The 22402-nt window shown below is 37.6% G+C and carries 15 protein-coding genes; 3 read left to right on the forward strand and 12 right to left on the reverse strand.

The window, feature by feature from the left end; translation table 11 throughout:
- Positions 1-114: 114 nt before the first annotated feature.
- The 5 genes from FJ651_RS11045 to lysA all read right to left on the reverse strand — a co-directional run bounded on the left by FJ651_RS11045 (position 115) and on the right by lysA (position 6044).
- Entirely contained in the window at positions 115-1032 is a 918-nt protein-coding gene (locus FJ651_RS11045; protein ID WP_140990585.1) for an ester cyclase, read from the reverse strand.
- 15 nt (positions 1033-1047) lie between these two features.
- Entirely contained in the window at positions 1048-1854 is an 807-nt protein-coding gene (locus FJ651_RS11050) for a hypothetical protein (RefSeq protein ID WP_140990586.1), read from the reverse strand.
- Positions 1855-2120: 266 nt separating this feature from the next.
- On the reverse strand, positions 2121-2864 hold the full coding sequence (locus FJ651_RS11055; RefSeq protein WP_140990587.1) for a LytR/AlgR family response regulator transcription factor: 744 nt from the start codon (positions 2862-2864) through the stop codon (positions 2121-2123).
- Entirely contained in the window at positions 2864-4753 is a 1890-nt protein-coding gene (locus FJ651_RS15760; RefSeq protein WP_216746138.1) for a sensor histidine kinase, read from the reverse strand. The genes FJ651_RS11055 and FJ651_RS15760 overlap by 1 nt, the downstream gene beginning before the upstream one ends.
- A gap of 85 nt (positions 4754-4838) precedes the next feature.
- Positions 4839-6044 carry a diaminopimelate decarboxylase gene (gene lysA / locus FJ651_RS11065; protein WP_140990588.1) on the reverse strand — a complete coding sequence of 402 codons (1206 nt, stop codon included), beginning with the start codon at positions 6042-6044 and terminating at the stop codon, positions 4839-4841.
- A 171-nt stretch (positions 6045-6215) separates the two neighbouring features.
- Between lysA and sucC the strand changes: the two genes are divergently transcribed.
- A complete protein-coding gene (sucC, locus tag FJ651_RS11070) occupies positions 6216-7406 on the forward strand; it encodes an ADP-forming succinate--CoA ligase subunit beta (protein ID WP_140990589.1) in 1191 nt (396 codons plus the stop codon).
- A 225-nt stretch (positions 7407-7631) separates the two neighbouring features.
- A complete protein-coding gene (locus tag FJ651_RS11075; RefSeq protein ID WP_140990590.1) occupies positions 7632-8384 on the forward strand; it encodes a hypothetical protein in 753 nt (250 codons plus the stop codon).
- Between the two features lie 164 nt (positions 8385-8548).
- Here FJ651_RS11075 and FJ651_RS11080 read toward each other — a convergent pair whose 3' ends face one another.
- The 3 genes from FJ651_RS11080 to FJ651_RS11090 all read right to left on the reverse strand — a co-directional run bounded on the left by FJ651_RS11080 (position 8549) and on the right by FJ651_RS11090 (position 10412).
- The gene (locus FJ651_RS11080; protein WP_140990591.1) at positions 8549-9250 is read right to left on the reverse strand and encodes a phosphoadenylyl-sulfate reductase; all 702 of its coding nucleotides are present in this window, start codon (positions 9248-9250) and stop codon (positions 8549-8551) included.
- Positions 9251-9343: 93 nt separating this feature from the next.
- On the reverse strand, positions 9344-9574 hold the full coding sequence (locus FJ651_RS11085; protein ID WP_140990592.1) for a DUF1456 family protein: 231 nt from the start codon (positions 9572-9574) through the stop codon (positions 9344-9346).
- A gap of 19 nt (positions 9575-9593) precedes the next feature.
- Positions 9594-10412, reverse strand: a complete 819-nt coding sequence (locus FJ651_RS11090; protein WP_140990593.1) for an alpha/beta hydrolase — start codon at positions 10410-10412, stop codon at positions 9594-9596.
- 130 nt (positions 10413-10542) lie between these two features.
- Here FJ651_RS11090 and FJ651_RS11095 point away from each other — a divergent pair, with 130 nt between their 5' ends.
- Entirely contained in the window at positions 10543-10944 is a 402-nt protein-coding gene (locus tag FJ651_RS11095; protein WP_140990594.1) for a TerB family tellurite resistance protein, read from the forward strand.
- Positions 10945-11054: 110 nt separating this feature from the next.
- Here FJ651_RS11095 and uvrB read toward each other — a convergent pair whose 3' ends face one another.
- From uvrB to FJ651_RS11115, 4 genes are all read right to left on the reverse strand, one after another.
- Positions 11055-13058 carry an excinuclease ABC subunit UvrB gene (gene uvrB, locus FJ651_RS11100; protein ID WP_140990595.1) on the reverse strand — a complete coding sequence of 668 codons (2004 nt, stop codon included), beginning with the start codon at positions 13056-13058 and terminating at the stop codon, positions 11055-11057.
- 48 nt (positions 13059-13106) lie between these two features.
- The gene (locus FJ651_RS11105; protein WP_140990596.1) at positions 13107-15434 is read right to left on the reverse strand and encodes a T9SS type B sorting domain-containing protein; all 2328 of its coding nucleotides are present in this window, start codon (positions 15432-15434) and stop codon (positions 13107-13109) included.
- Positions 15435-15509: 75 nt separating this feature from the next.
- The gene (locus FJ651_RS11110; RefSeq protein ID WP_140990597.1) at positions 15510-20333 is read right to left on the reverse strand and encodes a T9SS type B sorting domain-containing protein; all 4824 of its coding nucleotides are present in this window, start codon (positions 20331-20333) and stop codon (positions 15510-15512) included.
- 280 nt (positions 20334-20613) lie between these two features.
- Entirely contained in the window at positions 20614-22398 is a 1785-nt protein-coding gene (locus tag FJ651_RS11115) for a gliding motility-associated C-terminal domain-containing protein (RefSeq protein ID WP_140990598.1), read from the reverse strand.
- Positions 22399-22402: the final 4 nt, after the last annotated feature.

The following is a 22402-nucleotide window of genomic DNA, read 5'->3' on the forward strand; positions in this document are numbered from 1 at the left end:
GTAATGTATTTATCATTAACAAAAGGTATAATTCTCAAAAACACTAAAACTTTTTTGAATTATAGTTGTCATTACTGGTCTTGTCTTTAAAAAGACCTGTTATGGGTTAGTTGGTTAGATTTCTGGCATATAGCCTAATTGCTGAAATAGTGTTAGATTATCGTAATAGGCATCTTCGCGCGATGCTTTTCCGTTTTCATCAAAGGTCCAAAGGCTCATCCCATGGGTGGTAATTGGTTTGTTAGTGGTTTTTCCTTGAAAATCTCCGGTATTGGTACCGGTACAAGTCCAGTTAATTAAGACTTTGTTGCCCATAATTTGGTAGTTGTCTAAACTCACTTTAAAATCAGGGAAACCGGTAAAAAAGACATCCATAAGATTGCTTGCGTATTCTGATGAACTCTTAGCAATCACATTACCATTTTCTGTTCTAACGAGATTGTCAGTCATAGCGGCCTTCATAGCAACTTGATCGTTGGCATTCCATGCTTTAACAATGTCGTCAATTCCTTTTTTGAGGAGTTTTTCATCGGCCGACATGGCTTTTTCAGCTTCAACAGCTTGCAATTCCAAAACGATTTCTGTTGGGTCCCAGTAACCGTGCTCTTGTACAATTTTACCGTCAATTATTTTAAAGGTCATGTGCACAGGCATATTGATAACTTTTCCATTAGCAGCCAAAGTTGCTTGCCATTGCAGCCAGGTATTTACCCAAGTATCCCCTTTATCAGTGACTACCTTTTCGAATTCTTGATCAGTATCTAAGAATTTACGGCTATTGTAATTGGCATCATTAGCTTGATGATAAGCTATGATGTCTTTATTTGATATTGGATTGTCTTTTGTGTTAAAGAATGATCTTGAACTATCAGCGAGTAAACTAACAGCCATATCATAATTTGTCTTATTATAATTGTCAATGTGCTTTTTCACCAAATCAATCTCAGGTGATTGTTGGGTGTAACGGGTGTCTTTTTGCTCGCAGGCTGTAAACATTGCCAATGCGAGTACTAGTATACATATTTTTTTCATGATTGTTAATTTTAATTAGTTAGAAGTTACTGCCAAATCCGGACGCATTTCGCCGGTAAATTCCTCAAATTTTGACATTTTAAGGAAAAGATTTTGCATGATGCTTTGTCCCTCAGCACCCAAAAGTTGTTCATCAGCTTTGCCTCTTTCTGCCATATGTATTTCATCTTTAGCCGAAACGGTCACCAATAAGAATTCAGCAGGGGCACCCAATCCACTTCTATAAATGTTATAATAGCCTTTAGATCCTTTATTCTCATTCAGTGCTTTGAAGGCTTTTAATTGATCTCTAACTGCTGTTCTGTTTTCAGGTGAATAATAAATTCTATAGTGCTTACGATAGTTCTCACCTTCGGCAACTTGCGAATTTTCGCCGGGTTTATAAGATAATTCATCGTCTGAAATAAGAATGAAATCTCTCTCCACGTCATAGCATTTATCCATACGTCTAAAAATGTCATAGACTTTTTCTTTACCTGCTTTTTCAGCAAGTTGGGCAATTGGCGTCTGTCCATCTAAAACGGCCATAGAGCTAATGGGTCTGACGAAAAAATAATGATTACTGGAGTTTCTAAAAACACTCATGGTCACATTTTCAAGCGGATTGGCTTTAATGAGCTCATTGACTTCTTTTAAAATGGCTTCATATTCCACAGTCATGGATGGTTTTACCACATCTTCATGTACGTGCATCATTTGTTGTGCAGTGGTTGTCATGGGTGCTAATAGCACCATCATTGCTAAGAGCAATACATTTTTAATGGTTTTTTGTACGATGCTTAAATCCTTCAAGCACTCGTAAATTGTTACGGATTGTTTCATAATTAATAGCTTTAAATGGTTAATGATAAATAAATCTCAATGATTGAAATCCATCTCTAAGGAACTAATAAACACATTAACATAAAAGCGATGTAGGATGAAACGGGCTTGAGCTTATCCGAAAAGGCCGTTTTATTTATCGGGGTGAGTTTAATAAGTAACAAATATTAGCAATCGATTTTCCTCGATTTTCTTACCCCTGTCCCTAAAGCCTGCCTGCCGGCAGGCAGGAGTGAAATCGAGAAAATCTAAAAATTTTAAATCACCTAAATAGTCTGAAGTCGTTTTAGCAATTCTTCCCTTAAAGATTTGCTAATAGGAATGGCCTTTTTGCCAATAACAATGTGACTGTTACCAATTTCATCAATCTGCGAAATGTTGATTATAAAGGAACGGTGAATTCTTAAAAAGTGTTTGGAAGGTAACTTTTCATCCATATCTTTTAAGGTCATTACCAGTAAATATTCTTTGTTTTTTGAGAAGATGCGGCAGTAATTCCGTTCGGCTTCAATGTAGAGGATATCTTTAATATCCACTTTAACCATTGTATTTAAATGCCGCACAAAAATGCAATCGCTTAAAATTAAGGAGTCGTTATTAAGAGCTTCTAAATTGCTAGAGTCGCTGCCTTTAGAAGCCACTTGACTTATTGTTAACTCAATAGCGCGTTGTAAGTCGAGTTTTTTGAACGGCTTAGCAATAAACCCATAAGGGTGCGTGACTTTAGCGCGGTTAAAATGAGCATCGTCCACATTGGCGGTTAAATAAATTACCGGAATGTTGTGCGTTTTTTGCATGGCTTGAGCGGTTTCAATACCGTCCAAATTACCTTTAAGGTTGATATCTAAAAGTATGATATCGGGTGCGTTTTCTTGGATATGTAATAGTGCTTCTTCGCCTCTTGGTACAATGCCAGTAACTTCATATCCCAATTCGTTTAACTGCAGCGAAATATTAGCGGCAATCACCATCTCATCTTCAACTATTAATATTTTCGTTTTGTCGTTCATTAGGCAGCCGTGTTGATTAAAAAGTCAAATTCAATATGCGTGCCTTTGTCCGTGCGTTCCACCATAGTTCCATTGAGTTGTTGGGTGAGTAGCTTTACCAATTGGGAACCAAAACCGGTGCCTTTGGGTGCGAGACCAGCTGTTTTGCCCACACCGTTATCCACTACTTTTAGTTTTAAATTATTGTTTTTGGTTTTTTCTAAACTGATGTTGATGGTTCCACCTTGCTTTTCTGGAAATGCATATTTGAGTGCGTTGGTCAATAACTCGTTTACAATGAGCCCTATTGGTACAGCGGTGTCCACATCTAAATCTAAATTATCCATGGCACATTCAATTTTTACTTGATCTTCGGCATTAAAAGTGTCCAGAATACCTTCGCTGAGGTTGATGAAATAATCTTTCATTTCAATACTGCCGAGATTATCACCTTGATATAATTTTTGGTGAATGATGCCCATAGACTGCACCCGATTCTGACTTGCTATCATGGCATCTTTGGTAGCGCCATCCTCAATTTGTGCCGACTGCAAAGCGATTAAACTTTTTACCATTTCTAAATTGTTTTTAACCCGATGGTGAATTTCTTTTAGTAACAATTCATTTTCAGCATTTTTAGCCCGAATAATTTTGGTGGCTTTTTTGTTCTTGCTGAAAAAATATAGCAAGGACAACAAAAAGGCAAACAACAATGAAGCAATTACAATAATGAGGGTTTGCGTTTTATTTTTTTGCTGAATTAAAGCAGCCTGTGAAACCAAGGCTTCATCTTTTTTAACCGTTTCGTATTTAATAGCCATTTCCGATTCGATATTGACAATTTTATCTTCCAGAATCTTTTTAGAATTGGCGTTGGCTTTGTCTTTATAAATAAGCGCTTGTTCAAAATTACCCAAACCAACGAATGCATCGGCAAGATCTAAATACGGTTGAATGATGCTACCTTGACCTTTGTCTTCGTAGGCTTTCACACCAACTAGCAGATGTTCCAAAGCTTCTTCATAATTTTCTTGTAAAAGGTACACTTGCCCAATTTCGGTGCGATAAGTGGCACAGCGCTCTTCGCCAATATGGTATTTGCATAGTTCCCAAGCCGCTATATAATCTTTTAAAGCATTGTCGTAATCCTTGGCTTTGACGTATACTTCACCGCGATAAGAATGCGCACGTACTGGAACAAAAATTTCTTGTGGTGCTTTGGTTTTTACCACTTCCAAACAATAATCGGCTGCTTTGTAAGCCTTTTCAAATTCGCCTAGTTCCCCATAACCTGTAATCAAATTAAACTGGGCAATGGCAACCGCACTGTAATTTTCGGCCTTTTCTAATAATGGTACTGCTTTGTTGGTGTATTCCACAGACTTCTGGTAATCTTCCATCACCATATACAACACTCCGAGCGATCTGAAAGCGCTTCCTAATCCACCAGCATCATCAAGTGATTCGTACAATTCAATCGATTTAAACAGTACTTCTTGTGCCTTATCTAATTGGCGCGTGTTTATATAATCTATGGAAAGTGTTCTGTAAGTATCAGCAATCTTCTTTTGGTCTGTACCTTTGAGGTAGTAACCTAATGCTTTTTCAGAATGATACACCACGGAATCTGGCGGGAATACCCCATTATAGCCATGCCAATTGGATAATTCTTCGTGAATTTGACCAATAATGCTGTCCTGTTCGGTTTCTAAACTCCGCTTCAAGGTTTGTAATCCCACAGAATGGTAGGCTTCAAAATCCTCTCCTGTGTAGGCGTTGGCGCGCAACCACGACAGGCAGGAGTCTATGGCTTGCTTATTTAAATCTTTAGTTTTGAGGTCTTCACTTTGAGAAAGTGCAGCAATTGTCCAAAAGAAACAAATAAATAATACGATTGGTTGATTTTTCATCAGTCTTTATAACAATATAGTTTAAAGACTTGAGGCTTGGGTTAAAGATAGAAAAAAAGCGCTACCATCTGGCAACGCTTTAAAATTATAAGGCAATTTCTATCTGATTGTGAATGATATCGTCAAATGTTTCACGCTTTCTTATCAAATGCGCTTTGCCCTGATACCATAAAACTTCTGCCGGTCTGTAGCGCGAGTTGTAATTGCTGGCCATAGTAAAGCAATAAGCGCCTGCGTTTTTAAAGGCCAAAATGTCGCCTTCGGTTATTTCATTGATGCGACGGTTGTTCGCAAAGGTGTCTGTCTCACAAATGTATCCTACTACCGTGTAAAAACGCTCTTTGCCATTCGGATTGGAAATGTTGTAAATTTCGTGCTGTGAACCGTATAACATCGGTCTAATCAAATGGTTAAAACCAGAATCTACTTGAGCAAAAACCGTCGAGGTGGTTTGTTTTACCACATTCACTTTGGTTAAAAAATAACCAGCTTCACTTACCAAAAACTTGCCGGGTTCAAAAGCTAACGTCAATTCTTTGCCGTATTCTTTACAAAACTGGTTAAAACGTTTGGTGAGTTTGGTGCCTAACTCTTCAATATTGGTTTCAATATCTCCTGCTTTGTAAGGTACTTTAAATCCGGAACCAAAGTCGATAAATTCTAAGTTTTCGAAATTCTTGGCAGTTTCAAATAAAATTTCGCTTGCGTATAAAAACACATCAATATCTAAGATATCACTACCGGTATGCATGTGAATTCCGTTGATATTCATTTTTGTGTTTTCAACAATGCGTAATATATGCGGAATCTGATGAATTGAAATTCCAAATTTACTGTCGATGTGTCCTACCGAAATATTGCTGTTTCCACCGGCCATCACATGCGGATTGATTCTAATACAAACAGGAACCTTTGGATGTTTGGTGCCAAATTGCTCCAAAATCGACAGGTTATCAATATTGATTTGAACGCCCAATTTGGCGGCAGTTTCAATCTCTTCCAAAGAAACGCCGTTTGGTGTGTAAATTATTTTACCCGGCTCAAAACCGGCCGTTAAACCTAATTTTACTTCTTGTATAGAAACAGTATCCAAACCAGCCCCCAGACTGTTAAATAATTTCAACACTGAAATGTTTGAAAGAGCTTTTGCGGCATAATTTAGCCGCAGCTGTTTCACCTTACTAAATGCATCGGTTAACCGTTTATACTGAGAAGTCATTTTTTCAGCGTTGTAAACATAAACCGGACTGCCAAAGTCCTGTGCAATTTTAAGTAAAGTATTTGTTTCCATTTTTTAAAAATTAATAAGTTGCGAAGCTATAAACTTATTTTGTTATAAAAGTTAGATTTTCCTTAAAAAATAGGCTTTCATCTTTTATTTTTTGCTTTCTATAAATCAACGTTAAAAAGTATTGCTTAAACGTGTAAGTATGGTTACTTTTGTGCAGCAAAATTTCAAAGCATGAATTTACACGAATATCAAGGAAAAGAAATACTCAGTCATTTTGGTGTGCGCATTCAGCGCGGTATTGTAGCCAAAAGCGCTCAAGACGCAGTAACGGCTGCCAAACAATTACATGCCGAAACCGGCACCTCATGGTATGTGGTTAAAGCACAAGTACATGCAGGTGGTCGCGGTAAGGGCGGCGGCGTTAAATTGGCCAAAAGTTTACAGGAGGTAGAAACCATTGCCGGGCAAATCATTGGTATGAATTTGATCACCCCACAAACTTCTGCCGAAGGTAAAAAAGTACATCAGGTGTTAATTGCAGAAGATGTATATTACCCGGGTGAAAGTGAAACTGCTGAGTTTTATATGTCGGTTTTATTAAACCGCGCAAGAGGCAGAAACATGATCATGTATTCTACCGAAGGAGGTATGGACATTGAGCATGTTGCCGAAACTACACCTCATTTAATTTTTACTGAAGAAGTAGATCCTTCAGTCGGCTTAATGCCGTTTCAGGCCAGACGCATCGCGTTTAATTTGGGCTTGAGCGGTAATGCCTTTAAAGAAATGACCAAATTTGTAACGTCGCTATACAAAGCCTACGTTAAATCTGACGCTTCCTTATTCGAAATCAATCCGGTTTTAAAAACTAGCGACAATAAAATTATGGCTGTTGATGCCAAAGTAACTATCGACGACAATGCCATGTTTAGGCATCAGGATTATGTTAACCTTAGAGATTTACGCGAGGAAAATCCGATCGAAGTAGAAGCCGGTGCTTTAGGTCTCAACTATGTTGATCTTGACGGTAACGTGGGTTGTATGGTCAACGGTGCCGGATTGGCAATGGCTACAATGGACTTGATTAAACAAGCCGGTGGCGAGCCCGCCAACTTCCTCGATGTTGGTGGTACAGCAGATGCGGCCAGAGTAGAAGCGGCTTTTAAAATAATTTTAAAAGATCCGAACGTAAAGGCCATTTTAATCAACATATTTGGTGGTATTGTGCGTTGCGACCGCGTTGCCCAAGGTGTTATTGATGCCTACAAAAATATAGGCGACATTAAAGTGCCCATCATTGTGCGCTTACAAGGTACTAATGCCGACGTGGCCAAAGAATTATTAGATAACTCCGGTTTGGCAGTGTTAAGTGCCACCGAGTTTAAAGAAGCAGCCGATAAGGTACATTCAGTGTTGGCATAAAAGTAATAATACTCATATAAATGAAAAGCTCCTTAATCGGGAGCTTTTTTTATGGGTATAAACCACACGCCGTTTTAGTATAAAGAAATATGTAACACCTAATTTTTTCGACACCTAAAATAAAATAGAACAACATAGAATTTAAGATTTTTTTATGGAACTTCTGTATTTTTTTTGCTAACTTTATGATTGTTAATGTAGTTCGTAAATTTAAAAAGAAGAGCCATGAAAAATTTTAGTTATGCCTTAATTGCTTTGATGTGTTTTAATCTCTCTCATGCGCAAAGCGATATCAGTAGCACTTCAAATCATTTTGTCAATACTCAATGGATAAATATGTCAATGGGGGCAGAAGCAATTGGTACAGGAGCTCTTAGTGCTAATCCTGATTTAATGAATGCTATTAAACAATCTCAATTGTTCGATTTAAATTGGGGAAAAGCAACAATGAAGCTTAATGACAATTTCGAGATTGTTGAGGCTCGTTATAATCCGTTTAACGATGCTATAGAAATTAAACAGAATGATAAAATTGTAGAGCTACCGAAAAGTAACAATCGCGAAATAAAATTCATTGATAGACGTATTACCTATCAAGCCAAGTCATATTATGGCAGTGATGGTAAAATTTATACGAGTTATTTTATTGTAAATAATATGGCTGATGATGTAACTGTACTAAAAAAGGAATGGATTGAAGAAAATCCTAATTATGGAAAAAGGCTTAATGCATATATGAACGTTGTAGTGGTTACAGAACAATTTAAGCGAAAAGACTATTATTATTTTATTGATGAAAATAATATGTTATTTCTTTTAACAACAGATAGGAACTTGATAAATAACATGTATCCAAATCATGCTAAATCCATTATTAAATATATCAGAACAAATAAGTTGAGATCTGATGATGAGAACGATTTAATTACTCTGGCTAAATATATAAAAACGCTTCAAGATGAAAATTCAGGAATGTAAATGGAGTTATTAAAATAAGGTTGAGAATCTAAAAGAGTAATGTTAGACGTTACTCTTTTTTGTTACACAATGATGGTTTCAAAATTGGTACTTGTAAATGTAAAATTGACCATTTCAAAAATTTGAAAGAATTTCATCGCTACAGTTATGTGCTACCCTCAATGTTATAAATGCAAACCACACTCGGTTTTTGGGTTGTTGTTCCATCTGCCATTCCTGTCTTCGCCGGGAACCGTGCAATGCTTACATCCAATGGAATGATAACCTTTGGCAACCAGAGGATGAAACGGTAAATTGTGCTCAGCAATATAAGCATCACGCGTTTCTTTGCTAATATCCAACAACGGATAAAATTTTAAGATGCCGTTGCGTTCTTCAAAAATATCTAATGAGGCCCGGTGGTCGCTTTGCCATTTCATCAACCCTGACATCCATACCGTGTAGCGCTGTTTAATGGCATCCAAAGGTTTTACCTTATTAATGCTGCAGCAAAAATCCGGATTCTTAGTCCAGGTTTGGTCTTTGGTGGTAAACTCGTGTTCTTCTTTTAAAGCTTGAATAGATTTTACGGTGAGTCCATATTTTTCTGTTAGATATGCTTTGTATTGAAGCGTATCATCAAAGTGATATCCCGTGTCAATAAAAAAAACGGTTTGCTTGTTGTTAGCTTCAGAAACCAGCTTTAAAAGAAATGCTGAGGTAGCTGCAAAAGAACTAGTCAGCATCACATCATCTTCCTTAAAATCTTCGTAAAGTTGTGCAATACGTTCTCTGGCAGATAATGGTTTATATCTTTTATTGAGAGCAGCAATTTCTTCTTGGTTAATAGAATTGCTGGTTATAATATCTTTTGAAGTCTCAAACATAAATGTTATTAAATAGGCCGGCAAGTTAAGCGTAAATGGCTAATTTGTAAAATGTCACCACATTTTTATGAATCTTTTAAAATATCAACTCTATTATTCCTTTTTCGGCAACGGACCGCGTAAATGAATGATTAATCCGTTAAGGAAATTTCGAAGAATCTGGTCGCCACACTCCACGTATTTAGGATGGTCTTCACGTCTAAATAAAGCGCCTAACTCGCTTTTAGTCACTTTAAAATCTACGAGCTCTAAAATTTCAACAATATCATCGTTGGTTAGTTTAAGTGCAACTCTTAATTTTTTCAGGATATCATTATTGGTCATAGCTTTTAAATAATTTGAGTTATTGATTGGTTAGCCAAATATAGGCATCTGGGAATTGCGCACTCCAAAATGCCTCGTTGTGCCGGCCTCCTTGAATAATGTTATTTACAATGTTTTCCTTGTCAACACCTTTTTCTAATAGCAAATTTACCATCTTTTGTTGATTGGGCACTGCGTTTTCACTTTCTTCTGTTCCAGTAACAAAGTAAAATCTTGAAACTTTAGCCAATGAGGTGTTTGATGCAAAAGTATAAATGTCCTCACTAAACCAAAACGAAGGTGAAAAAACTCCGGCGTTACCAAATACTTCGGGATATTTTAAAATGGCATAAAACGACAGTAATCCCCCAAGTGATGAACCCACGATGCTGGTGTTCTCATTTTCAGATAAGGTTCTAAAATTGGTGTCAATATATGGCTTTAAGGTTTCAACTATAAAATTTAAATAAGCATTGCCTTGACCGCCACCGTATTTGTTATTTGAGAAAGGGGTGAGTTCATCCAGTCGTTTGTCATTGCCATGTTCAATACCTACAATAATACTTTCTGAGCCTTCAAAATTATCTAAAAATTCGTCAATTTGCCATTCACCCGCAAAAGAGGTTTGGGCATCAAATAAGTTTTGAGCGTCGTGCATATATATGACCGGATACGCGTTTTCAGAATTTTGATAATTCTTAGGTAAATACACCCAAATTTGTTTATCGGTTTTGAGTTGTGGAGCATGAATTGTGAACTTATTAACTTGTTGTTTTTCAGTTGATTGAGAAAACAAAAATGATGAAAATACCGATAAAATCAGTAGGAAAATACAACAAAAACCGCTCAATTTGCCCATGACTGCTGAGATGAAAGTTTAAATTAATCGATTAAATACTAAAAACTTTTCGACAAGTTACAAATAATCAACGACAACAATATTTTCATTCTGTCTATTTTAGTAATCTAAATTCTTGACTCCCTCAGGTATGATAAACAGAGTAGAAAAATTGAGTTTGCTGTCTGAAATGATCGCATTCGCAAGGTTAGATGAATCTCTAAAATCTATTGAATATAAATTTCTATTAGGTGTTGCAGAACAGCTTGAAATTTCAAAGGAAGATTTTGATTATTTAATTGAGCATCCCGTAAATTATGTGCATTTAAAATCATATAGTGAACGAATTGTTCAATTTCATCGTTTGGTGTTATTGATGAATCTAGGCAGCGAAATTAAGCCCAAGGATTTAGTAAGACTTCACAACTTTGGTTTAAGAATGGGTTTAAGTCACGAATCTATTAATCGCGTATTAGACTTGATGGAGAGTTTCCCGAACAAAATCGTTCCGGCCGATTTTTTAATAGATATTTTTAAATTGCAGTATAATTAAAACAGCCTTCAGAAAATAATCTTTTTTACACACCTAAGGCCCCCTCAAGGGGACAATCCTGATAATTGAAATGCTATTAATTTAGGTTTAAAGGCAGTTTTTTTTAAACCTTAAATCTTTAATTTTTCAAGTTTAGCCTGATAGGCGGTAATTTCATCTCTAAACTTGGCGGCCTCCATAAAATCCAGTGCCTTCGCAGCTGCTTCCATTTGCTTGCGTTTATCTCTAATAGCTTTTTCCAACTCGCTTTTTGTAAGATATTTAGATTCGGTTTCAGCAGCTTTTCTGGCTTCCTGTTCGTAATAATAGGTACTCACCGAATTTTTAGATAAGGCATTGTCCAGCGACTTGTTTAAAGCTGTTGGCGTGATATTGTTCGCCGTGTTGTAGGCTATTTGCTTTTCTCTTCTGTAGTTAGTTTCATCAATTGTTTTTTGCATGCTATTAGTAATTTTATCGGCATACATAATGGCCTTGCCGTTCAGGTTCCTCGCGGCGCGTCCTACAGTTTGGGTCAACGAACGATTAGAACGTAAAAAGCCTTCCTTGTCTGCATCGAGGATGGCAACCAGCGATACTTCGGGTAAATCCAACCCTTCACGCAACAGGTTAACACCCACCAAAACATCGAATAAGCCTTTTCTCAAATCTTGCATGATTTCAACGCGTTCCAGTGTATCTACATCGCTGTGAATGTATCGGCATCTAATGGCAACTCTGGTTAAGTATTTTACCAGTTCTTCAGCCATACGTTTGGTAAGGGTTGTCACAAGAGTGCGTTCATCTTTTTCTACACGCTGCTGTATTTCTTCAATTAAATCATCAATCTGGTTAAGGCTGGGACGCACTTCTATCACAGGATCCAGTAGGCCGGTGGGTCTAATCACCTGTTCAACATATACACCACCTGTTTTTTGCATTTCGTAATCGGCCGGTGTAGCACTCACGTAAATCACCTGATTTTGCAAGGCTTCAAATTCTTCAAACTTTAAGGGTCGGTTATCCATGGCTGCAGGTAATCTGAAACCGTATTCCACCAAATTTTCCTTTCTGCTTCTATCACCACCATACATGGCATGTACCTGAGAAATGGTGACATGGCTTTCATCAACCACCATTAAATAATCGTTTGGAAAATAGTCTAACAAACAAAACGGTCTGGTTCCCGGTGCACGACCATCGAGATAGCGCGAGTAATTTTCAATTCCTGAACAATAACCGAGCTCTCGTATCATTTCTAAATCGAATTCAGTGCGTTCTTTTAAGCGTTTGGCTTCTAAATGCTTACCGATTTCGTTAAAATAATCGTGTTGCTTTACCAAATCGTCCTGAATATCGATGATAGCTTTTTGAAGGATGTCTGGTGAAGTCACAAACATATTGGCCGGATAAATTGTCAATCGGTCATAACTCTCCAAAACTTCGTTGGTTTGTACATCAAAGGCTTCAATTTCTTCAATTTCATCGCCAAAGAAGTGAATTCTGAAAGCATTATCAGCATAACCGGGAAAAATATCAACAGTGTCACCTTTAATTCTGAAGTTACCGTTGTTAAACTGCGCTTCGGTTCTTGAATATAAACTTTGAACCAGTTGATGCAGCAGTTTGGTTCTTGAAATCACCTGGTCGCGTTCTAAGGTAATCACATTCTTTTGAAATTCAATTGGATTACCAATGCCGTATAAACAAGACACCGAAGCTACCACAAGCACGTCGCGTCTGCCCGAAAGCAGGGAAGAAGTGGTGCTAAGTCTTAGCTTTTCGATTTCCTCATTAATCGATAAATCTTTTTCTATGTAAGTGCCAGAAGTGGGAATGTAGGCTTCCGGCTGGTAATAGTCGTAATAAGACACAAAATATTCAACTGCGTTGTCCGGAAAAAACTGTTTAAATTCAGAATATAATTGTGCGGCTAGTGTCTTGTTATGTGCCAAGACTAAGGTTGGCCGTTGTACTTTTTCAATCACATTGGCGACGGTAAAAGTTTTACCCGAACCGGTAACACCTAACAGCGTTTGGTATTTGTCGCCCGCAGTAATCCCTTGGGCCAAACTGTTAATAGCTTGGGGCTGATCTCCGGTAGGTTCAAATTGTGATGAGATTTTAAAACGCATGGTACAAAAATAACACTTTTGACGCCTAAATTTTTTAGAATGGGCGTCTTATCTTTTTAGGGTGAAATGACCGCTAAAGCTGGTGCCATCGCCTAAAGTAGCCGTATACCAATAGTCGTTGGTGGGCAAGAGATTTCCGTTAAAGGTGCCATCCCAACCTGAGCCCAACGGACTAATTGTAGCCAATAATTTTCCATATCGGTCAAATATTTTGATGTTGATATCGCTGTTGAATTCTTGATCTACGCCATACACCTGCCAAAAGTCATTAAAACCGTCGTTGTTAGGTGTGAAATATTTCGGGAAGCCCAAAACTGCAAATCGTCTTGAACTTATACCACAACCATTTACATCTCTTACATAAACGGTGTGGAAACCTGGTGCTACATTTTCAAACCGGTTACCGTCCTGATACAATCCATTTTCGTTATCCAGAGCAAATTCGTAGCTACCTGAGCCCGAAACAAAAATTTCAACCGTATTATTGTTGTTTTGTGTGACATTAATAGTTTCTATCTCTGCAATTTCCGAAGCTAAAACAGTGATATTTCTGGAGCTGCTACAACCATTGGTACTTGTAACAATTACAGTATAGATTCCCGGTTGATTGATGTTGATAAACGAGGTACTTATCTCGGTGGTTACACCCTTGAACAGCCATTCATAAGAAAAATTAGATGGAATGTTGTTGATAATACCGCTATTCAAAGTAATGGTATTTGGAAACGTATTGAGACAATAATAAACGCTTTCGTCCGGTAAAAGTTGTGGTGTTTCCAATACCCGTAGGTTTAAATTAGCTATGCCAAAACATTGGTTATTAGATCGAACATTAACAAACAAGGTTTGGTTAAATGCATTGATGTTTTCGTAATTCAATGGCAAGGGGTTGATTCTGTTTTCAGCATTATTGGCCGTTTCATAAAATAACAGTTGTGCGTCGTCCGGGATTTGATTGGCGATGGAATTTCTTACCTGAGATAAATTGAAAGTGGCAAAACCTTCTCCATTAGTGGTATCGCAAGCGGTTAATTCGGGAATGTTAATTTGGGTTATGCTAATTTCGAGTTGTAACGGAGCCACATTAAAACATCCTGACTGACTAAAAACTCGTGCGTAAACGTTTTGAAAAGGATTAGAACTTTCAAAATTGGTAGGGTTTGGAATTGGATTGTTGAACTGAAAAGCATCTTCTTCGGTAAGGAAAAAATCAGCAATTACCAGATTGGGATTGTCATTGGTAAGTTCAGCCTGAGCGTTAAATAGGTTATAAATAGCCGTTCCGTTTTGCTCAAAATCACATTCGGTTAAAACGGCGTTGAAAACTTCGGGTAATTCGTCGTATTCAATGACGATTTCGCCAAAAGATTCACAATTGTTATCTAATAGAATTTCAACATTATAAGTGCCGGCTTCATCGATAGTCAAAGTAGCGTCAGTTTCACCTTCTAATGCTAAACCGTCTCTAAACCACTGGTATTGGTTGTTGCCGGGTTCGGTGGCGTCTATGGTAAAGGTTTCGTCGCCGCACAAGGCATTACCGGTTGATAATAATCGGTTAAGTCCTAATGGTGTGGAGAGCTGAAAACTTCCGCCTTCCAAAAATACAGCCGAGTCAAAACGGTAATTAATGTGGTCTGCAATCACCAGTTTAACACGGTAGGTTTCATTGGGTATAATATCGGCTGTGGCTGTGAGCACTTTGGTTTGGCCGTTAAAATTGATAGGTGCGTCGACCCCGTTAAAGGTATCGAAATAAAACTCGTTTTGAGCCGGACAACCACCGGGAATTTCGGGTAGTACGTTGGTGACCTTAATGGGAATATCAGTGCCCGGAACTACAGCAATATTGGTGTATAACTGGTCGTTGATGGGGCGAATTAAAAAAGCAAACAAATCTGAAAATCTGCAGGTATTGGTGTTGTTTTCCTGATATTCTTCCGAAGCAAATAAATACCTAAAGCTAATTTGTGAAGCAACAGCTTCAAATTCAAATTCAATGATGGTAGCGTTGATTGTTCTGTCTTCATCTAAATAAAATTCGAGTTCATCGTCGCCAATCCATCCCGGCGCATCGTCATCGCTTAGGTTGTTGTTCGGCCCGGGCACATTAGACAGTCTTCCGGTGGATAGAACAATACCGCGTTCAAACGGAAAGCCTGAGTTGTTGCCTTCAAAATATCCAAAACTGCTGTCACCATCTGAAAAATTACCCCCAACAAAATTCACCACATTCACGTTGGTAATGCAGTCGCTGTCGATTAAAATATTTTCAATCAGTTCTTGTGGAGAATAGGTTTGTGCATCTACCGAAATATTTTGACCAAATATCAGGTTTGAAATGCAACAGCCAATAAACAACATTAAATAGCGCATATATTTTGCCTAAAACCGCGTGCAAAGATACAATCCTTGAATATTTATCTGTTGAAATATTTGTTAAAGCTAAAATTAGCGTTTTAAAGTAAAATGTCCTTTAGCTTGAAATTTTATATCGCCTCTAACTACATCTGCTAAGAACCAATAATCGTTAGTCGGCATGAGTTGGTTGTTATAGGTGCCGTCCCAACCTTGTGAGCTTGATGTGAGTGTTTTTAGAAGCTTCCCATAGCGGTCAAATATATAAACTATTGTTCCCGGCATCGTTTCAACGCCCGAAATATGCCAGGTGTCAAAATACCCGTCGTTGTTGGGTGTCATAAATTTTGGGGCATCAATCACCACGACCTCACGCGTTACTTCAGAACATCCATTTAAATCTATAATGGTAATGGTGTGATAACCTAAAGTCACATTTTCAAAAAGGTTAGATGTTTGAGGAGCTTCTCCGTCGAGCGAGTAGGCATAATTTCCTATACCGTTCACCGTAATAGTAATATTGTTGGGGTCTGAAAAGTCAATCACTTCAACTACTTCAATGTTGGCAGACTCAGATTCAATGACATCAAAACTGACTGAAGTTTCACAGCCAAAAATACTGGTCACCATTACCGAATAGTTGCCAATTTGAGAAATTTCTATTTCAGGAGTGGTAGCTCCGGTAGACCATAAATAATTATCATATTGATTATTGGTATTTGCGCTTACCACTACCGAACCAAGGTCTAAACAAATCACTTGTGTTGGAATTTCTACCTCAGGTCTTGGATTCACTATGATGCCAAATTGGGTAGTACTAAAACATCCTGTTGAATTGTTTTGGACTCTCACAAAAATTTCGTCCATGTCTTGTGCTTCATAGTAAGTATCCAGCGCATTTTGGGCCAGTTGGGTATCTGTGAGTGTGTTGTAATAACTTACCGTATAGTCATTAGGGTTTTGTGTTCCTAAAATAGTTGCTGTTTGAACGTTTAAGTCAAAAAACAAGAAACCGTCAAAATCATCATCGCAGGCTACGAGGTCGTCGGGCTGGTTGGCTATTGGCAATGGGTTCACCTGCAAGATAAAATCATAAATGATAAAGCATCCCATTGTATTGTTTGAAACTCTCGCAAATAACAAGTCGTTATTAGTTTGATAGTTGTAAATCTCCGGTAAGGCATTTACATTATTGACTGCATCTATTTCAGAAGTAAAATAAGCAATGTTAAGATTTGAAGTATTGTCAACCATCACATTACTGATCTCGTTTAAATTAATTGTTTCATTGAGATGGTAGCAAATGTCATAGATAACAAAATCGTTGATAGCCGGCGGTAAGTTAACTTCCAAAGCAATTGGCACCGCTACATGACAATTTGAAATGGTGTTGGTAACCTTAAAATAAACTGTTTGCGGATTACTTGTATTGGTGTAATTTGAAGGATTTGTAATGGGGTTTTGGTTGGCTTCTAAATCTTCTAGATTTTCAAAATAAGCAGTTACCAGATTGTCTTGTCTTACATCTAAAATTGAATTAGACGCACTTGTTAAATCAAAATTAGTTATTCCATCATAGTTATCATCGCATGCAATTAATGGTGGAGCAAAATTCACCTGCGGCACCTGAATAACATTTATGGTAAAACTTGTGATACCCACGCAAATGGTGCCATTGTCGATTCTCGCAAAAATGGTTTGGGGGTTAAGACTATTAGTGAAAGTTAGCGGTAAAGCATTTTCATTGTTTTCAGCTTCTACTTGATTGAGATGAAAAGTAATGTTGAGATTGTCGTTGATGCCCTGTGAAATTTCATCAATTTTTTGATTGAGGTCGATGGTTTCTCGACCATCATTTGAAATATCATCGCACAAAAACACATCTAATGGTTCATTGAATTCGGGTATACTACCCACTTCTATAATAAACGACGAAGTTCCAAAGCAACTCTCATCGCTTATGTTTTCAACTCTTATATATATGGTCTGCGGATTTGTAGTATTTTGATAAGCCGAGGCTTTATCAATCATATTGGTGCGGTTTTCAGCATCAGTTTGATTCTCAAAATATAAAACCTGCTTGCCGTTTTGTCCGTTCAGTATTTCAGAATCTTTTATGTTGAAATAGAAATCGGCAAAATCATTGTTGCTTGAGTCACAAATTTTATAGTTTGAAATACTTTGAAATTGTGGTAATGTATTGATAATAATATTAATAACCTCAATTGAAAAACAACTTGTTAAGGTGCTTTCAACTCTTGCGAATACTTGTGTGGAAGCCGTAGTAAAAGCTTCAGGTGTGGTGATAGGGTCAATATTGGAGTTAGCATCCTGTTCAGATGTATGAAAACTAATCACTAAATCATTAGTACTGCTTACCAATTCGTCAATGGTGTTGTTTAAATTAATGATGCTAACACCATCAAAATCATTATCACAAACCAAAATATCGTTTGGTGTTGAGGTTTCAGGAGCCGGAATTAGATTAATGACAAATGAATTTACGTCAGCACAGCCGGTACTATTTTCTTGTATTCTGGTGAAGATAGTTTGAGGATTGCTGATGTTTTGATAAAAAGTAGGTAAAGCATTTGTGTTGTTTTCAGCATCAGTTTCTGTAGCAAAATAAGTAACAGTAAATTCAGATTGACCTTGATTAACCTGATTATCAAAAGTACTTAAATCTATAATTGTAAAACCATCTTGATCGGTATCGCAATAATCAACACTGCCAATCGATTCAAATTCTGTTATGGCATTTAAAACAAATTCAATGCTCTCGTACTCGGTACAAGTTGGACTCATTACCTCAATGTAAATAACCTGCGGGTTAGATGTAGGCACAAATGGTTCGAGTAGGTTGAGTGCGTTAGTTTGATTGTTTCGATCTTCTTCGCTTGTGTAAAAGTTCATGGAAACATCAGGCAAATCATTAATCATTACCGTTGCAATATTGAATAAATTAAAGGTTTCAACACCGTCATTACCAATATCGCAAAGCGAAAAATCTCTAATTTCTGTTCCTGTAAGTAATAAGTTGGTGTGTATTTCAAACGGTCTTACCGAGGCACAACCAGTTGTAATGTCTTCAACTCTTATAAAAACAACCTGTTCAGCTATGTTGGTATTTTGATAATTTGAAGGATTGGCAATGGCATTGATTCCAGATTGACCATCTTCTAAAGTTTCATGAAAAGTTACCGTTACATTGGTGAGTCCTTGAAGTACATCTGCAACAACATCATTTAGGTTAAAATTTGCAAAACCATTATAATCACTGTCACAGGCATCCAGAAAAATTGATTCAAAGCTAATGGCCGGATTTGATTGAACGACAACCTCTAATGCAGTGGTAGTGTAACAACCACTGTTAATGTCTGTAACGCGGGCATAAACGGTTTCGTTTGGATTAACATTCACATAAGGCATCGCTATGGGATTAGCCGCATTGTCAGCATCTGTTGGGCTAAAATGATAGGTGACCGTTAAATTGGAATTGTTATTGGTAATTTCTTCATCTTTAAGTTGAAGGTTAATTTGTGTGAAGCCATCCGGATCACTGTCATCGCAAACTAACAGCGGTGTTGGCTCTGTAATCGCAGGTAGTTCATTAACAATTAAATTAAAAGAATTAAAGGCTAAACAACCTGAATTTCTATCTTCAATACGCACATGAATGGTTTGCGGATTGTTAGTATTTTGTATAGGACTTGTTATTGGGTTAACGTTGTCTTGCGCTGCCGTAGCAGTATAGTGGTAACTAAAACTATAATTTGAAGAAGGTACCGATGCTAAAACTTCTGCATTTTTCAGCGACAAGTCAAAGGTTTGTGCGCCGTTGTTATTGAAGTCACAGAGCTCAAAATCTGCAATTGGATTAGCACTTTGAGTACTGCTCAAAGTAACGTTAATATCATCTTCAATAATACAAAAGGTGCCGGCCAGAGGAATTTCAATTTCAACTCGATAGTTTCCTGATTGCTCAATGGTAAGCAACGGATTGTTCTCTCCATTTATTAACGTATTATTAAAAAACCATTGGTAGGTAGCTAAGTTGTTGCCGGTATCTGCATTGAGTTGAACTTCATCGGCGCATGTTGAAAAATCTTCGCCCAAATCAACAAAAGAGTTGAAGCTATTTCCTTGAATAAAGACTGCCGAGTCGTAATTGGTGTCGTTTTGGTCGGCAATTACCAATTTAATTTGGTATTCCTGATTGGGAACAATACTTGCTGAAGCAGTTAAAACGGTGGTTCGACCGTTGTAATTGGTATCACCCATGTTGTAACCGTCAAAAAATTGTTCATTTGCAGCCGGACAAAAACCCACTATTTCCGGACGAATATTACTGGTGTTGACAGGGGTATTGGTATTTGGAATAAGTGCAATATTAGTGTAAGGTTGGTTGCTTCCGATAGGTCTTATTAAAAAAGCAAAACCGTCTGCGTAGTCACATGGGTTGTTGGCAAAGTATTCTTCGGAGGCCAGAATATAATTAAACGAAATTTGATTGGTAGTAGAAATAAAGTTGAATTGAATAGAAGTGGCATTAAATGTGTTTGAAATCCCTAAAGTGTTTTCTAAATCACTATCGGTGCCCCAAGAGGTATTGCCTTCATTTAATACCTGAGTATTCAGTGTATTACCGGCAGATCGTGCATTACCCGTTGAAAGAACGATGCCGGTTTCAAAAGGGAAATTTGATCCTCCACGTTCGAAATAACCAAAACTGTTAATGTTATTTACGGAACCATTTATTGTAGATGAAATATTGGAAACTTCAACGCAGCCTGATATTAATTGGTTTTCTATGAGTTCCCGGGCCGAAAGATTGTCGTTTACAGAAATAAGTTGTCCAAATGAAAGCACACTGAAGCAACATAATAAAACTGTGAGGGATAGTAGTTTAAAAGACATCTTATTTTTTGGTTATCTATATGAGCTCGGTCTATTTTTATTATTAAACAGACTTAACTATTTTTCACCGACGAAAGTATATTATAAATAGATGAAATGCAATTAATAACGATGAAGTGCATAATACTTTAACATTTGATAGGTAAATATGCTTTCAATTATTCAAAAAACACCAAATTCCAAATTCCAAATTCCAAATGTCAATTACCAAATATCGGCATTCGTAGGCATAAAGTACCAAATTAAAGAAGCTAGAAACTAAAATCTGCGTATAGTAGGATTAATAGTTAATTGTAATCCAGCCTTTGAAATCCTTATAATTTGGGTCGCGCAATTTAAGAATGTAATAATAACTGCCTTGCGGAACTACATTTGAGGTGCCATTTAGACCCCGATTTGGCACGCCATTCCACGGTTGGTTATTATCTCCCACAAAAATGAGTGTTCCGTAACGGTTGAAAATGAGTAGTTCATGGTTAACAAAAATGTCGTACAAGCCCTGAATGTTGAACCAATCGTTTAAGCCGTCGTTGTTGGGAGAAAAGCCTTCAGGAATTCTTGGTGGACAGTTTTCTACTGTTAAATCTGTTTCAAATACTTCAAAACAAGATGCAGTGAGGTGTTTGATATAAATTTTTTGAGGATTCGCTTGGTTGTTAAAGCTGAAGGCCGAATAGATTGGGTTAATGTTCTGGTATAACTCCTCTAAATTTTCAAAAAAACTATAGTTGTCTTCATTTTGATCGGGTAATCCCAAGATAAGCGACCACAAATCAAAAGTACCAACCTCAAAACCTTCATTACAGGCCGTAGCGCCGGCTATCGTAACGATGTCTGGAGGTAGATTCAAAGCTACCAATTGCGAGATACTGTTGTTACTCTCATCCAGTTCTGTTACCATACCGTTACCTGTACCGTCATCGTCAACTGCTATGCGAAGCGTAAATTCAGGGCTGATATCTTCGGGGATGGTGAGGGTGATCAATCCGCTTTCTGAGGCACTGATGGCAATGTCATTGTTGGTGGCACTTTGACCAATCAGCCTATCATCTGCATAAAAAGCTATGGGTGTACCCGAAGGTAGTATATCGGTACTGTTAAGGTTGAATACCTCAAATTCAACTTCTATATCGAAAATGTTACAACGTGTGAAAACGTCGTTAATGGTTATGGTAGCATCGGGCAACTGACTGTTTAAAACCGTAATGATGTTATTGATCATCACAAAATCCTGACCGGATGTGAGTTCAATAATCGCTGAATCGTCTCCTATATTGATAAAGTTTTGGATATTGTAAACATCAATATCCATATTCCAAAGCTCGTTGCTACCCGTAAAACTATTGGTGCTGTTAAAGGCATTGTTAATCGGATTTAACGGTGGATTGCTAAGGGCAATGCCATTAATACTCAGCGTTTCGTTCACAGCTAAAGCTGCATCACCTTCCCAGGCTAGAAAACCAATTTTAGCACCTTCGGTGTCTAAAACATTCAAATTGTCTAAGGTAATGGTTAGGCTGTTTGGTACGCTTTGTAGTCCGTCGTAAACATTTACTTGGTTAAGTGGAAGGTTTTCATCTTCAAAAATTATAATGATAGACCAACCCGCGAAATTGGTTCCTGATGGACAATAGGGTGCAATCACTTCGGTAAGGTCCAAATTTGACAAGGTATAATCGCCATCACCGGTGTCTAGTACCAAGTTGGTAACCTCGGCAAATGCTGCGAAAAAAATGCGACTGGCATCAAGGCTATTGGTAAAGGTTCTTTCTGCTGAGATGGGAACCTCATTTAATTGAACCTCAAAATCGCCCGGTCCGGAACCTGCCCAATACAAATAGGCAGCTACAATAGTTTGGCTGTTGGTTAAATTAAGCGTCGCTGAAGAAGTCGTTAGAATTTCGCAAACCGAAAATGGCCCATTTTCAGAGGTGTTCATGGTATTGCCAATGGCGGTGTAGTCGTATCGTCCGTTAAACTGTTGGTATAGACTTACATCTTGAGCCGATACAACAGAAAAAACAGTTAGACTCAAAAATACAGAAAGTGTTTGGTACCACTTCATACTA

The organism is Paucihalobacter ruber (assembly GCF_006494535.1).
GTDB lineage: Bacteria > Bacteroidota > Bacteroidia > Flavobacteriales > Flavobacteriaceae > Paucihalobacter > Paucihalobacter ruber.